Source organism: Sedimenticola selenatireducens DSM 17993 (assembly GCF_000428045.1).
Taxonomy (GTDB): domain Bacteria; phylum Pseudomonadota; class Gammaproteobacteria; order Chromatiales; family Chromatiaceae; genus Sedimenticola; species Sedimenticola selenatireducens.
In genome coordinates, this window is sequence record NZ_ATZE01000007.1 from 76,117 (window position 1) to 91,702 (window position 15,586).

Here is a 15,586-nt window from a genome sequence, read left to right on the forward strand (position 1 = left end):
AAATCTCTCCTCAGGCTGCTTGGGCCAGATGTCCACGGTTTTCAACAATGCGAAGAATCCGCGCGTAGGGGCTCTCGGCCTTTTCCAGGTTGTCGCCAATCACTTTCAGTACCTTGGCGGCGTCGCCCAGGAAAACCCGCGCCTGCAGATCGTCCAGGGTGGAAACATATTCCAGGATCAGCGGCAGGAAGTCGGGGATCTCTTTGCCCTCAACCTCCAGGCCACTCGCCTTGTAATACTCCGACAGGTCGATCAGGGCAGGGCCACGACCCCGGTCATCACCAAACAGGTGATGGGTGAGGTGCAGGTCATGCTCCGGAACCATGTCGAAGGTCTGGACATACTGGCTCTGCAGACCGGTCAGGTCATGCATGTTCATCCAGGAGACAAGATTGAGCAGATCTTCCTTTTCCTGTGGACCAATGGCGTCATCCTGATTGATGGCGTCGATGATCCCGGGCAGGTTCTGCATCAACTCGTCGTCCGGATAGTCGAGCAACCGGGCCATGATGTTGTAGATAAGCATCGTTATAGTCTCCTGTTAAACCGTATCTTTTTTCCGCGGCTGGATATCCTGCGGGGTATAGGTACGTTTACGGGAAGCAGGGAACAGGGAGAAGCCCTGGCCGGCGTCGCTGCCCTGAGAACTGATATTGCCCGCACTGAAGCCGTTCTGTCCCTGGAAGGCGTAGGGATCTTCCTGCGCCAGCGCCTCGTTGGCGGTCGGGATCACGAAACGGTCGTTGTAGTTGGCAATGCCAAGCATCTGGTACATCTCGTCGGACTGCGCCTCGGTCAGACCGGCGGCCTCCAGTGCGGCCGTGTTGGTGGTGCCGTCCACATTCTTGGAGCGTTGGTTGCTGCGCATTGCCAACAGGCGGTTCAGCGCGCTGATGATCGGTTTCTCGTCACCGGCGGTAAGCAGGTTGGCAAGGTACTGAACCGGGAAGCGCAGCGCCTCGGCCTTGGGAATGCAGCCGTCGGCCTCGGTCGGCAGGGTGCCCTGGTCAATCTGGCTCTGTACCGGCGACAGCGGCGGCACGTACCACATCATCGGCAGGGTGCGGTATTCCGGATGCAGCGGGAACGCAATCTTCCAATCGATAGCCATTTTGTAAACCGGTGAACGCTTGGCAGCATCCAGCCAGGTGTCAGGGATACCCTGTTCCTGTGCCTGACGGATCACTTCCGGATCATTCGGGTCGAGGAAGATATCCATCTGTGATTTGTACAGATCCTTGTCACCCGCAACAGCGGCGGCGTCACTGATCTTGTCTGCGTCGTACAGCACCACGCCCATGTAGCGAATACGACCAACACAGGATTCCGCGCAGGCGGTCGGCATGCCGGACTCGATACGCGGGTAGCAGAGGATACACTTCTCGGATTTGCCGGACTCCCAGTTGAAGTAGATCTTCTTGTAGGGACAGGCGCTGACACACATACGCCAGCCGCGGCAGCGGTCCTGGTCGATCAGTACCGCACCGTCCTCATCGCGCTTGTAGATTGCCCCGGAAGGACAACTGGCCACGCAAGCCGGATTCAGGCAGTGGTTACACAGCCTGGGCAGATACATATGGAAGGTCTTCTCGAACTCCTTGTAGATCTGCTTCTGGATACCCTTGAAGTTCTGATCCACCGAGCGGCTTTCGAACTCGCCGGCCAGGTCATCTTCCCAGTTGGGTCCCCACTGGATCTTCTCCATGCGCTCACCGGTGATCTGGGACAGCGGACGGGCAGTTGGGGCCGCCTCGGAGAGGGGCTTGTTCTGCAGCTTGGGGTAGTCGTAGTCGAACGGCTCGTAGTAGTCGTCGATCTCCGGCATGTCCGGGTTGGCGAAGATGTTCAGCAGCTTGCTGATGCGGCCGCCGGCCTTCAGCTCCAGTTGACCGTTCTCTTTCTTCCAGCCGCCTTTCCACTTCTCCTGGTTTTCCCACTCTTTGGGGAAACCGATACCGGGCTTGGACTCCACGTTGTTGAACCAGGCGTACTCGACACCCTTGCGGTTGGTCCAGATGTTCTTGCAGGTGACAGAACAGGTGTGGCAACCGATGCACTTGTCCAGGTTCAGGACCATTGCGATTTGTGCACGTATATTCATCTTTAGTATTCCTCAATATGCTTTTCACCGGGTGCGGGGTGCTATCACCCCGCACATTGCGATTCACAGGCTCAGTTGTTGATTCCTTCCGGATTCAGTTGAGCCTCGCGTTCCGGTGTCAGATCACCTTCCAGCCAGTTCACGTCGGCATCTTCGATTTTGTGCACGATGACGTTCTCGTCACGCTGGCTGCCCACGGTTCCGTAGTAGTTGAAGGAGTAGGAGAGCTGGGCGTAACCGCCGATCATGTTGGTCGGCTTCATCACCACCTTGGTCACGCTGTTGAGAATGCCGCCGCGCTTACCGGTGGTGTTGGAACCCGGTACGTTCACGTTCTTCTCCTGGGCGTGGTACATCAGGGCCATGCCCTTGGGTACACGCTGGCTGACCACTACACGGGCCACGGTGGCACCGTTGGCGTTGACCGCCTCGACCCAGTCGTTGTCCTTCAGGCCGATGCTCTGGGCCTCTTCCTCGTTGACCCAGAAGTAGGGGCCGCCGCGGAACAGGGTCAGCATGCGCAGGTTATCCTGATAGGAGGAGTGGATGCCCCACTTGGAGTGCGGGGTGATCCAGTTCAGGGTCAGGGTCTTCTTGCCTTCCAGCTTTTTCGCCAGCTCTTTGGGCAGGTTCTTGTGTGCACCCAGGTCCTGTGGCGGACGGTAGCAGCAGAGACCTTCACCAAAGTCCAGCATCCACTCGTGATCGAGGTAGAACGATGCGCGTCCGGTCAGGGTACGGAACGGAATGTGCTCGTGGACGTTGGTGTAACAGGCGTTGTAGCTCACCTCTTCAGACTCAATGCCGGACCAGGTGGGTGCGGTAATGATCTTGCGCGGTTGCGCCACGATGTCATGGTAACGGATCTTCTCCTCATGACGGCCTTCATACAGGTGACTGTGGTTGATGCCGGTCTTCTTGGAGAGAGCGGACCAGGATTTATGGGCCACTTCACCATTGGTCTCGGGTGCCATCATCAGTACGGTGTCGCACACCTGCACATCTTCCAGCAGTGAGGGCAATCCCTTGGAGATACCTTCCTCGGTAATGACGCCGTTGTGGGTTTTCAACTGGTCGATTTCGAGATCGGTATTCCAGTCCAGCCCCTTGATGTTGTTGCCCAGCTTGTTCATCAGCGGGCCGACCGAGGTGTACTTCTTGTAAGTGTTGGCGTAATCGCGCTCCACCACCTTGAACAGCGGGGCGGTCTTGCCCGGGATCAGGTCACACTCGCCGCGTTTCCAGTCCTTGACCTCGCCATAGGGCTGGGCCAGGGCCATTGGGGAGTCGTGCTGCATCGGCAGCGAGACCACATCCTTCACGGTGCCCAGATGCTTCTCGGCGATCTCGGAGAACTTCTTGGCAACGCGCATGAAGATCTGCCAGTCGGACTTGGACTCGAACGCCGGATCCACCGCCTTGCCCAGCGGATGCACAAACGGGTGCATGTCGGTGGTGTTCAGGTCGGCCTTCTCGTACCAGGTGGCGGTCGGCAGGATGATGTCCGAATAGGCGCCGGTGGAGTTGAGGCGGAAGTTGATATCCACCATCAGGTCCAGCTTGCCGATCGGCGCCTTTTCACGCCACTTGATCTCCTTGCAGTTGGCGCCTTCGGTGCCCTCCTGCATGACGCCGTTCTGGGCGCCCAGCAGATGCTTGAGGAAGTACTCGTGCCCCTTTGCGGAACAGCCGATCAGGTTGGCGCGCCAGACGAACAGGTTACGTGGATGGTTCTCTTCCGCATCGATATCCTCGATGGAGAAGGCCATTTCGCCGCTCTTCAGCTGCTCGGCCATGTACTGGGAGATGCCTGCCTCGTCGGTGGCACCGGCCGCTTCCGCCGCCTTGACGATATCCAGCGGGTTCTTGTTGAAGTGCGGCGCCGACGGCAGCCAGCCAAGACGCTGGGAGACTACGTTGTAGTCGGCGATCTGGTAGCCGCGATACTTGGCGGTGGCGGTGGAGCCGAGGATGTTGTCGGCCTCGACCTTCTCATAGCGCCACTGGTCAGTATGGAAATACCAGTAGGTGGTGCTGTTCATGTGACGCGGCGGACGGTGCCAGTCGAGGGCGAATGCGATCGGTGCCCAACCGGCCTGCGGACGCAGCTTCTCCTGGCCCACGTAGTGCGCCCAGCCGCCACCGGACTGACCGACACAGCCGCACATGTGCAGGATGTTCATGATCGAACGGTAGCCCAGGTCGTTGTGGTACCAGTGATTGATGGCGGCGCCCATGATCACCATGGATTTGCCGCGGGTCTTGGAGGCGTTCTCGGCGAACTCACGTCCGGTGCGGATCAGGTCTGCGGTCTTGATGCCGGTCACCTTGGAGCCCCAGGCCGGGGTGTAAGCGACGCTCTCATCCTCGTAGGAGGTGGCCAGGTTGTCGCCCAGGCCGCGGTCGATGCCGTACTGGGAGACCATCAGGTCGAACACGGAGGTGACGAAGACCTCCTCACCCGATGCCAGCTTCAGCTTGCGTACCGGGATGTTGCGCAGCAGGGTGTCGTCCTCGCCCGGGTTGAAGTGGGGGAAGGCGACGCTGACCACGTCATCGCGGCTGTCGATACAGGTCAGTTCGGCCTCGATATCGGCCTGGTTGGCGGCGTTCTTCGGCAACAGGTTCCATTTGCCTTCCTCGCCCCAGCGGAATCCGACAGAGCCGTTAGGCACCACAAAGGCCTTGCTGACCTCGTCATACACCACGGTCTTCCACTCGGGGTTGTTGGACTCACCCAGGTTCTTGTCGAAGTCAGTGGCGCGCAGGAAGCGGCCGGAGACATAACGGTCACCATCCTTGCGCAGCATCACCTGCATCGGCATGTCGGTGTAGGTGCGGACGTACTCGGAGAAGTAGGGGTCCTGCTTCTTGATGTGGAACTCGTTCAGCGCCACGTGGCCCATGGCCATGAAGGCGGCGGAGTCGGTGCCCTGCTTGACCGGCATCCAGAGGTCGGCGAACTTCACAAACTCGGCGTAGTCCGGCGCCATGGAGACCACCTTGGTGCCGTTGTAACGGGACTCGATGGCGAAGTGGGCGTCCGGAGTACGGGTCATCGGCAGGTTGGCGCCGCAGATGATGATGTACTTGGAGTTGTACCAGTCGGCCGCTTCCGGCACGTCGGTCTGCTCGCCCCAAACCTGCGGGGAGGCGGCGGGCAGGTCACAGTACCAGTCATAGAAGGAGCCGCAGGCGCCGCCGATCAGCGACAGGTAGCGGGAGCCGGCCGCATAGCTGATCATGGACATGGCGGGAATGGGGGAGAAGCCGTAGATACGGTCCGGTCCCCACTTCTTGATGGTGTAGACGTTGGCCGCGGCGATGATCTCGGTCAGCTCTTCCCAGTTGGAACGGACGAAACCGCCCAGGCCGCGCACGGCGGTGTAGCTCTTGCGCTTGGCGGGATCTTGCTGGATCGCTTCCCAGGCTTCCACCGGGTCCTTGCCGCTTTTGCGCTCGCTGCGATAAAGGTCGATCAGACGGCCGCGCACCAGCGGATACTTGATCCGGTGCGGGCTGTACAGGTACCAGGAGAAGGAGGCGCCACGCTGACAGCCACGGGGTTCGTGGTTGGGCAGGTCTGGCCGGGTCTCCGGGTAATCAGTCTGCTGCATTTCATAGGCAACCAGACCATTCTTGACATAGATTTTCCAGGAGCAACCACCGGTACAGTTCACGCCATGGGTGGAGCGAACCACCTTGTCATGGCGCCAGCGGTTACGATAGGTATCCTCCCACTGGCGATCTTCGTTAGTCACTATACCGTGGCCTTTGGAGAAGGTCCCCTGGACCTTCTTGAAAAACCTCAGGCGGTCAAGAAAGTGGCTCATTGTGTATCTCCTCTAAGCATGTTTTTTAACGTGCTATTAACTAAAACAGTATTAAGTAGGAGCAGGCCCTGATTGGGGGGTAAGTATCCGCATGAGCAAAGCACGTGTGGATGGGCGGGCCTGCTCCAGACCCTTTTTACTCGGTTGATCAACGCGATCGATCAGGGGTTGTCGTACTCCCGCTTCGGGCCCAGGTAATACCACCAGTTGATGATCAGGCAGACCACGTAGAAGATGGCGAAACCGTAGAGGGCGTACTCGGGCGTGGCAGCCTTGATCTGCTCACCGAACACCTGAGGGATAATGAAAGCGCCATAGGCGGCTACCGCGGAGGTCCATCCCAGTGCGGGCCCTGCCTGCTCCTTGTTAAACACCATGGCGATGGTGCGGAAGGTGGAGCCGTTACCGATGCCTGTGGCGGCAAACAGGATCAGGAACAGGATCAGGAAGGGCACAAAGAACTCTTCCGGTGTAGCCGATGCATAGGCAGCCTGCAGGTAGTAGGCGACACCCAGGGCGCTGCCGATCATGATGATGGAGACGATCTGGGTCACCTTGGCACCACCCACCTTATCGGCGATCCAGCCGCCGACCGGGCGGATCAGGGCACCGATGAAGGGGCCCATCCAGGCGTACATCAGGGCCGAGGGGCCGTTGGCGTTGACCGTGTTGTGAGTCAGTACGCCGTCGACCATCAGATGCTGGTAACCGAACACCACCTTGATGGCCAGGGCGAAACCGGCGGAATAGCCGATGAAGCTGCCGAAGGTCATGGTGTAGATGACGCTCATGATCCAGGTGTGCTTGTTGCTGAAGATCTTGAACTGACGCTGCAGGTTCGGCTTGATGTCACCGGGGATCATCTTCATCAGCATCACGGTGCCGAACAGGATGCCAGCGATCACTGGCCACTTGGCCCAACCCGGCGCACCCAGCCCGGTCGGTGCCGGCAGGATGATGTAGAGACCGATAGCGGCGGTGATAAAGCCGATCAGCAGCATGCCGGCGATCTTGGACATGGCGCCGATGGGGGAGCCGATGTGGGGAGAGACGTCATCGGTGCGGATGTTGTTCATGCCGAACCAGCCGGCAAAGGCCAGTGGTATCAGCAGCAGCAACCAGACGTAGCCGGCGTTATGGATATAGCTTTCGGTGCCGGCCGGGATCTTGCCGATCAGGGTGCCGGAGGTGTTCTCCAGGATCATCGGTTCACCACCGAAGATGCCGAAGGTCATCACCAGCGGTACCAGGATCTGCATGGTGGTAACGCCAGCGTTGCCCAGACCCGCATTCAGACCCAGTGCCAGACCCTGCTGACGCTTGGGAAAAAAGAAGCTGATATTGGACATGGATGAGGCAAAGTTGCCGCCACCAAAGCCGGACAGGAAGGCCAGTGCCTGGAAAACCCAGATCGGCGTGGTCTTGTCCTGCAGCGCGATACCGGTACCGATGGCCGGCAGCATCAGCAGGGCGGTGGTGAAGAAGATGGTGTTGCGCCCACCCGCGATACGGATGAAGAAGCTGCTGGGAATACGCAGCGTGGCGCCGGTCAGGCCGGCGATGGCGGCCAGGGTAAACAGCTCGGATTTGGCGAACGGAAAACCCAGGTTGAGCATCTGTACCGTGATGATGCCCCAGTAGAGCCAGATGGCGAAGCCACACAGCAGGCTGGGGATCGAGATCCAGAGGTTGCGATTGGCGATCCGCTTGCCCTCCGACTCCCAGAACTGGGCGTTTTCCACATCCCATTTTTGTAAATCAGACATAATTGCCTCTCTATATAAGATTGTTACTACTAATCGTTATTTTCAGTGCTGTTGTTTATTCAAGGGTGTCCACGGCGGCCGCCTTCAACTGACGCAGTCGCATATCATTGGCTTCCAGTTTTGCCTTCTCTTTCGATTCCGTGTACTTGGTGATCAGCTCTTCCAGCAGATGCGCCTGTTCAACTGCAGCCTTGGCGGCGGCGTACTCTTCGGGGTTTTCGTGCGACTTCACGTATTCATCCACGGCATGCTCCTTGGCAATTTCCATGTCGTGCTCCTGGTGCTCCCTGGCGAAGGTGTAGTGCATCCAGATCAGGGAGACGCAGGTGGCGCCGTAGAGCAGCATGAAGACGGTGGAGTTGACGCCGGTGATATCCTTCATGGCGCCAAACATGATCGGCAGCAGGAAGCCGCCCATGCCGCCTGCCAGGCCGACGATGCCGGAGATAACGCCAATGTTGTCGGGATACTCGTCGGACAGAAACTTGAATACAGACGCCTTGCCAAAGCCCCAGGCGATACCGACGATGAACAGCAGCACGGTAAAGACCCAGACATTCAGTCCAATATCCAGGGTAACCGGGCCATTGATGGTCTTGACGGTGACGGCAGTCTGCGGATAGGACATGAAGAACAGGCATACCCAGGAGATCCACATCACCCACCAGGTCACCTTGTAGGCGCCGTACTTGTCGGAAAACCAGCCACCGAGGGCGCGGATGACACCAGAGGGGAGTACAAAAATGGCGGCCAGCAGGGCGGCAGTAGTCAGGTCGAAGCCGTATTCATTGATGTAATACTTGGTCATCCACAATGAGAGACCGACAAATCCGCCGAACACCAGTGAGTAGTACTGGCAGTATTTCCATACCCTGGGATCTTTCAATGCGGCCAACTGGTCCTTGATGGTGATAGTCTTGGAGACCTTGTGCTCGGGATCTTCGTAGGTGAACATCCAGAACAGGATCACCACCACCGCCATGCCAACGGCATAGACCTTGGGTACCATGGTCCAGCCATAGGTAACCACCAGGGTAGGGGCGACGAACTTGGTCAATGCCGCGCCGGCATTACCCGCACCGAATATACCCATGGCGAAGCCCTGCTTCTCCTTGGGGAACCAGCGCGCGGTGTAGGCGATGCCCACGGAGAAGGAGGCGCCGGCGATACCGACAAACAGGCCCAGTACCAGGAATTGCCAGTATTGCGTGGCGTCCCCGATGAACCAGAGCGGAATCAGCATGGCGCACATCAGCACGAAGTAGACAATGCGTCCGCCAAACTTATCGGTGAGCATGCCGACGGGTAGACGCACCAGGGAGCCGGTCAGGATGGGCGTGGCGATCAGCAGTCCGAACTGGGTGTCGTTCAGTGTGAGCAGTTGCTTGATAGGGATGCCGATGATGGAGAACATCACCCAGACTGCGAAGCAGGCCGTAAAGGCGATGGTATTCATGCTCAGTACGGATATTGCTTTTCTCTGCTGACTCGCCATATTTTTCAATACCTGTAATTACAAATTATTGAGAAGAAACAGCCCACTCGTCGGAGTGTGGGTGCAGTCTATACCCATGAAATGGTTGTGGAAGTGGGGTGGGATACTGGTCAGATGCCCTGCATACCACTAAAGAGGTATAGGGGGTAGATAAGGAAAGTGTATGTAAATGAAGGAAAAGTTTTCTAACAAGGGGGTTGCTTTGAGGGTGGTATTAAGCCTGTGAAGTTTAAGGGGGTACTGCTAAATACCTTGCTCCTACCACCCCTGAACAGGATAAGATCGCAATATGGCCCAGCGGTATAAAAATTCGATTGTCCTGCGCATGGGAATCTCCATGGGATTCATCATCCTGCTCGGTTTTTTGACCATGCTGGGATCAATCTTTATTGAGGAAAAAACCCAGGGGCATGCGGCGGCGGTCAATCAGGCAGGCAGCCTGCGCATGCAGTCCTATCGCATAGCCACCCGGCTGGTTTACAAGTCCGATATCAATCCCGAAACCTACTGGAAGTTGACCAATCAGCTGGTGCAGGAGTTTGAGGATCGGCTGCGCAGTCCGCGCCTGATAGGTATCATCCCGGCAGATCCGGAGCATAAGCTGACCCGGGCCTACAATCGGATCAATCAGCAGTGGCACAAAAAAATAAAGCCGGTTTTAACCGTTTATGTGGGTCTGATGGCACCCGACAAAACTGGATTGCTGCCACCCCATGAGGTGGGTGATCCTCTCTGGGTGGCGACCCAGCAGAATATACGCTCGCGCTATGTCTCCATTGTCGACCGTTTTGTAGGTGACATCGATATTCTGGTACGGCTGCTGGAAGAGGGAACCGAGTCGAATATCCGTTGGCTCAGGGCCATTCAACTCAACTCCCTGTTTCTGACTCTGGCGGCGGTGTTTTACACCATGTATCTGGTGCAGGCGGTGGTATTGCCGCCGTTGCGTGATCTGCTGCGATTTGCCCAGCTTGCCCGCCATGGTGATTTTACGGTACGGGTCAAGCATGAGCAGAATGATGAACTGGGCCAATTGGGCAGCGCGTTTAATGGCATGGCGGATGACCTTTCAAAAATGTATGCCGACCTGGAGAAGCGGGTACGGGAAAAGACTGCTGATCTGGAGCGCAGCAATCGCTCTCTGGAGCTGCTTTACAAGACCACCCGTCGTCTAAGTGATACCCACATCTCACCCCGGATGTATGAGGAGCTGCTCAAGGATATCGAGAAAGTGGTCGGGTTTGGGCCGGGCAACATCTGTCTGGCAAAATCGATGGGTGGTGAGGTGTTTACCCTGGCCTCCAGCAATCTTTCCGGAGCCACGGTCTGCAGCCAGGATGAGTGCCTCTCCTGCATGAACCAGCAGGGGACCGAGATCAAGGAGTGGCGGGAGTCAGATCAGACCCTGCGGCGGGTGCTGTCGATACCGATACGGGATCAGGATGAGCAGCATGGTATCCTGTTTATTGCCATCCCGGAGGGCACGCTGCTGAAGGTGTGGCAGAAGCAGTTGCTGGAGGCGGTGGCGGATCACATCGGTGCGGCTATCAGTGTGGCCTACCGCACCACCTATAACAGACGCCTGGCACTTTATGAGGAGCGGGGGGTGATCGCCCGTGAGCTGCATGACTCCCTGGCCCAGTCGCTCTCCTATCTGAAGATTCAGGTCAGTCGCCTGGATATGGCGATCAAGCAATCCAGCGATACGCACGCTATCCAGGGCGTGGTTCAGGAGATTCGAGAGGGGTTGAGCAGCGCCTACCGCCAGCTGCGGGAGCTGCTGACCACCTTCCGACTGAAGGTGGATGGCCGAGGGCTGTTGCAGGCGCTGGAAGATACGGTTGATGAGTTCAAGGCACGCAGTGAAATTGATATCCGGCTGGACTGTAATCTGCAGGGTCTGCAGTTGAGTGAAAATCAGGAGATCCATGTGCTGCAGGTGATACGGGAGGCACTCTCCAACGTGATCCGCCACTCCGGTGCAACGTCGGCGCAGGTGACACTGACGGGTGGGGAGGATGAACCGATCAGAGTCTCCGTGGTGGATAACGGGCGTGGTATACCGGCCTCGCCCGAGCGTTCCCGTCACTACGGTCTGGCTATTATGGATGAGAGGGTCAGGAGCCTTAACGGCATATTGACTATCGAGCCTCTGCCGGGGTGCGGCACCCGGGTGGCATTTGAATTCATGGCCGCGAAAAAAGGCCACGAGGCAATCGTTGATAAAGTGGATTCCCTAGAATTATGAGCAAACAAACGCCGATTTCCATTATGGTTATTGATGATCATCCGCTGTTCAGGAAAGGGCTGGCCGATCTGATCGGAATGGATCCGGGTCTACACCTTGTTGCTGAGGCCTCATCCGGGGAGGAGGGCTTGTCCAGGGCGCAGGAACTGAAGCCGGAACTGATCCTGCTGGATCTTAATATGAAAGGGATGGATGGTCTGGAGACCCTCAAGGCACTGAAGCAGACGGATCTGGAGAGCTATGTGGTGATGTTGACCGTCTCCGATAACGAGAGTGATGTCACCGCCGCACTACGCCTGGGGGCGGACGGCTACCTGTTGAAGGATATGGAACCGGAGAGCGTTCTGGAGCATATACAGATTGCCGCGTCCGGCAGACTGGCGATCACCGATAGCCTGACTGAACTGCTGGCCCGGGCGCTGCGCGAAGATGCGCGCCCCAGAACTCCCGGAGAAGCGGGCCTGACCCGGCGAGAAGAGGAAATTCTGGACCTGATAGCCACCGGCATGAGCAACAAACAGATCGCCCGCGAGTTGGATATTGCAGAGGGTACGATCAAGGTGCACGTGAAGCATCTGCTGAAAAAACTCAACCTGCGCACCCGCCTGGAGGCGGCAGTCTGGTGTACCAAGAACAGCCCGGGGGGGTAATGCCGTTTGCAGCCTGCCCAGAGTAGCCGGTGTAGGATGGGCAAAGCCTGCGTGCCCATCAATCCGAAACCCGCTATCCGGGAAGATGATGGGCACGCTCCGCTTTGCCCATCCTACCCGTCCGCGGAGCGCCCCTGCGGTCGGCAGGAATTCACCCGCGTATTAAATCCTCCCCTTGTGATCCATCCCTGGGCGGGGCTGCATCCTCCAGGCAGGCGTCGACCATTGCCTGGGCCGCATTGGATAGGGAACGGTTGGTGTGGGTGACGGCCCCCAGGGTGCGACTCAACTGCAGTTCCGAGATATCCAGTACCTTCAGATCCGGGGCATGGGTCATGGTCTCCGGCAACAGGCTCCAGCCGAGCCCGATGGAGACCATCATCTTAAGGGTTTCGAAATAGTTGGTGGCCATGCCGATTTTCAGGCTCAGCCCCAATGGTTGCAGGGCCCGTTCCAGAATACGCTGTGTATAGGTGCCCTTGGCCACCAGCACCGCCTGGTAACTGACCAGATCGGCCAGTGAGACCCGGCGGCAGCTGGCCAGCGGATGTTCTGTCGATACCACAAACAATAACGGATCGTGCCATATTGGCCGGGTGGTCAGGTTGGCGATCGGCTCGGTGGGCAGGGTGACAATCGCCAGCTCCAGATCCCCCTGCAGTACGGCGCTGCAGGCGGTTTCTGAATCCATGAAGCGGATATCCAGCTGTACCTCCGGATAGTTTCGGCTATAACGTTTGAGTGCCGGCGGCAGACGTCGCAACCCGATATGGTGACTGGTGCCCATGGTCAGCCTGCCGTTTACCTCGCCATTCAGGTTGGAGATGCTGCGACGGATATCCTCCAGTTCGTAGATCATCCGCTGAGCCCGGGGGAGCAGTTGCCGGCCCGCTTCGGTAAGGCTGATCCTGCGGCTGATGCGATCGAACAGACGGGTGTTCAGTTCCTCTTCCAGGGAAGCGACCCGTTTGCTGACTGCCGGCTGGGTCAGGTGTAGCTGTTCGGCGGCGACCGAGAAGGAGGCGGTCTCTGCCACCGCCAGGAAGGCTTTCAATGCATTGATGTCCATGTGAAGTCTTTGTTCCCGTTAGCCAGTGGGTTGAGGTTCGCAGGCTCACCCCGACTTGCGGGCTATATTTCAACCGCGAAGAACGCAAAGAGCGCGAAGGAAAACAACGGCTTGTATTCTCGAGAACTTCCAGCTGCCGGGTTGGGCCGAAGATGAAGATAAACCATTGTATCTCTTTGCGTACTTGGCGTTCTTCGCGGTTAGATCTAATCCGTTGGGGTTCGCGGATTCGCCTCACGGTTTCCGCCCCCAGCCCGAAGAATACAGTATTCCCGCAAAGAATTATAAACATAAAAAAGATGAATTTGTTTTATATTTAGTCGAGGTTTATGCTTTCTGCTCCATTCAAAGGTGGCGGAACGATGAGCGCAAAAACACTCTACGACAAGATTTGGCAGGAGCATGTGGTACGAACCGACGCGGACGGCACCACGCTCTTATATATAGACCGGCAACTGGTGCACGAGGTGACCTCACCCCAGGCCTTCGAGGGTCTGCGGATCGCCGGGCGCAAGCCCTGGCGCACCAGTGCCACCATTGCAACCCCCGATCACAACGTGCCGACCCTGGGCCGGGCCGATGGCATCGATGACCCGATCGCTCGCCTGCAGGTGGAGACCCTGGATCGCAACTGCGAAGAGTTCGGTATTACCGAATTCGGCATGTCCGATGTGCGTCAGGGCGTGGTGCATGTGATGGGTGCCGAACAGGCGCTGATCCTGCCCGGTATGACCGTCGTGTGTGGTGATTCCCATACCGCCACTCACGGCGCCTTCGGCGCGCTGGCGTTCGGTATTGGTACCTCGGAGGTGGAGCATGTGTTGGCCACCCAGACCCTGATCCAGAAAAAATCCAAGTCCATGCTGGTGAGTGTGGACGGTGAGGTCGGCCCCGGGGTCACCGCCAAGGATATCGTGCTGAAAATTATCGGTGTGCTGGGTACCGCAGGCGGCACCGGCTATGTGATCGAATTCGGTGGTGAGGCCATTCGCAATCTCACCATGGAAGGACGTCTGACGGTCTGCAACATGGCAATCGAGGCAGGCGCCCGGGCCGGACTGGTGGCAGTGGATGACACCACCATTAACTATCTCAAGGGCCGCCCCTATGCCCCGAAAGGTGAGCAGTGGGATCAGGCCGAGGCGGTCTGGCGTGGCCTGCAATCGGACGAAGGGGCCGAGTTTGATGCCGTTGTGCGTATCGATGCCGCAGATATCCAGCCTCAGATAACCTGGGGAACTTCGCCTGAGATGGTGTTGCCGGTCAACGGTATCGTGCCCGATCCGGATCAGGAGAAGGATCCCACCAGGGCGGACGGCATGCGCCGTGCCCTGCAGTACATGGGGCTTGAGGCGGGTACGCCGCTAGTGGAGATTCGTCCGGATCATGTGTTTATCGGATCCTGCACCAATGGCCGCATCGAGGACCTGCGGGCCGCCGCCGCCGTCGCCAAGGGTCGCAAGGTGGCGCCCAATATCGTGCAGGCGCTGGTGGTGCCGGGCACCGGTCTGGTGAAGCAGCAGGCGGAAGCGGAAGGCCTGGACAAGATATTTATCGAGGCCGGATTTGAGTGGCGCGAGCCCGGCTGCTCCATGTGCCTGGCGATGAATGCCGACCGGCTGAAACCGGGCGAGCGCTGTGCCTCCACCTCGAACCGTAACTTCGAAGGCCGCCAGGGGCAGGGTGGGCGCACCCATCTGGTGAGTCCGGCGATGGCGGCGGCTGCCGCCGTGATGGGTCATTTTGTTGATGTGAGGGGGCTCTGATGGAAGCTTTTAAAACCTTTGCTGGTGTGGTGGCCCCGCTGGATCGCTCCAATGTGGATACCGACGCCATTATTCCCAAGCAGTTTCTGAAATCGATCAAGCGCACCGGCTTTGGTCCCTACCTGTTTGATGAGTGGCGCTACCTGGATCACGGCGAGCCGGATATGGACTGCAGCAACCGGCCGTTGAACGATTCGTTCGTGCTCAATGATGCGCGCTATGCCGGTTCGCAGATACTGCTGGCACGGGACAACTTCGGCTGTGGTTCCTCGCGCGAACACGCCCCCTGGGCACTGGCGGATTACGGCTTCAAGGTGATCCTCGCCCCCAGCTTCGCCGATATCTTTTTCAACAACTGCTTCAAGAACGGCATCCTGCCGATCCGCCTGAGTGGAGCGCAGATCGATGGCCTGTTCGCCAAGGCAGCTGGTGATCAGGCGCTGCAGATCAGCGTGGATTTGCAGGCCCAGACTCTCACCTTGGCAGATGGCGAGGTGATCGGCTTCGAGGTGGACGAATTCCGCAAGCAGTGTCTGCTGGAGGGATTGGATGATATCGGACTCACCCTGCGGCACAGTGACGAGATCGCCGCGTTCGAGCAGCAGCGCCGGGCCAAGGCGCCCTGGGTCTTTACTTGATAAACCGCTAAGCGCGCCAA

General features: G+C 58.2%; 10 protein-coding genes. 4 read left to right on the forward strand and 6 right to left on the reverse strand.

Features of this window, described 5'->3' with window-relative positions; genetic code table 11:
* Positions 1–10 precede the first annotated feature (10 nt).
* The 5 genes from narJ to A3GO_RS22730 form a co-directional block, all read right to left on the reverse strand.
* The gene (narJ, locus tag A3GO_RS0105855; protein WP_029132614.1) at positions 11–526 is read right to left on the reverse strand and encodes a nitrate reductase molybdenum cofactor assembly chaperone; all 516 of its coding nucleotides are present in this window, start codon (positions 524–526) and stop codon (positions 11–13) included.
* Positions 527–541: 15 nt separating this feature from the next.
* The gene (gene narH, locus A3GO_RS0105860; RefSeq protein WP_029132615.1) at positions 542–2,101 is read right to left on the reverse strand and encodes a nitrate reductase subunit beta; all 1,560 of its coding nucleotides are present in this window, start codon (positions 2,099–2,101) and stop codon (positions 542–544) included.
* Between the two features lie 71 nt (positions 2,102–2,172).
* Positions 2,173–5,934 (reverse strand): nitrate reductase subunit alpha, encoded by a 3,762-nt coding sequence (locus A3GO_RS0105865; RefSeq protein ID WP_029132616.1) that lies wholly within the window; start codon positions 5,932–5,934, stop codon positions 2,173–2,175.
* A 161-nt stretch (positions 5,935–6,095) separates the two neighbouring features.
* Positions 6,096–7,700, reverse strand: a complete 1,605-nt coding sequence (locus A3GO_RS0105870; protein WP_029132617.1) for an MFS transporter — start codon at positions 7,698–7,700, stop codon at positions 6,096–6,098.
* A gap of 55 nt (positions 7,701–7,755) precedes the next feature.
* Positions 7,756–9,195 carry an MFS transporter gene (locus A3GO_RS22730; protein WP_084609827.1) on the reverse strand — a complete coding sequence of 480 codons (1,440 nt, stop codon included), beginning with the start codon at positions 9,193–9,195 and terminating at the stop codon, positions 7,756–7,758.
* 289 nt (positions 9,196–9,484) lie between these two features.
* On the opposite strand from A3GO_RS22730, the gene A3GO_RS22735 reads away from it, so the two are divergent.
* Positions 9,485–11,443: a histidine kinase gene (locus tag A3GO_RS22735; protein WP_051301882.1), complete on the forward strand. Its 1,959-nt coding sequence runs from the start codon at positions 9,485–9,487 to the stop codon at positions 11,441–11,443.
* Entirely contained in the window at positions 11,440–12,093 is a 654-nt protein-coding gene (narL, locus tag A3GO_RS0105885) for a two-component system response regulator NarL (protein ID WP_029132618.1), read from the forward strand. The genes A3GO_RS22735 and narL overlap by 4 nt, the downstream gene beginning before the upstream one ends.
* A 151-nt stretch (positions 12,094–12,244) precedes the next feature.
* Here narL and A3GO_RS0105890 read toward each other — a convergent pair whose 3' ends face one another.
* Positions 12,245–13,162 carry a LysR family transcriptional regulator gene (locus A3GO_RS0105890; RefSeq protein WP_029132619.1) on the reverse strand — a complete coding sequence of 306 codons (918 nt, stop codon included), beginning with the start codon at positions 13,160–13,162 and terminating at the stop codon, positions 12,245–12,247.
* Between the two features lie 362 nt (positions 13,163–13,524).
* On the opposite strand from A3GO_RS0105890, the gene leuC reads away from it, so the two are divergent.
* Both leuC and leuD read left to right on the forward strand, forming a co-directional pair.
* Positions 13,525–14,928 (forward strand): 3-isopropylmalate dehydratase large subunit, encoded by a 1,404-nt coding sequence (gene leuC / locus A3GO_RS0105895; RefSeq protein WP_029132620.1) that lies wholly within the window; start codon positions 13,525–13,527, stop codon positions 14,926–14,928.
* Positions 14,928–15,566, forward strand: a complete 639-nt coding sequence (gene leuD / locus A3GO_RS0105900) for a 3-isopropylmalate dehydratase small subunit (RefSeq protein WP_029132621.1) — start codon at positions 14,928–14,930, stop codon at positions 15,564–15,566. The genes leuC and leuD overlap by 1 nt, the downstream gene beginning before the upstream one ends.
* Positions 15,567–15,586: the final 20 nt, after the last annotated feature.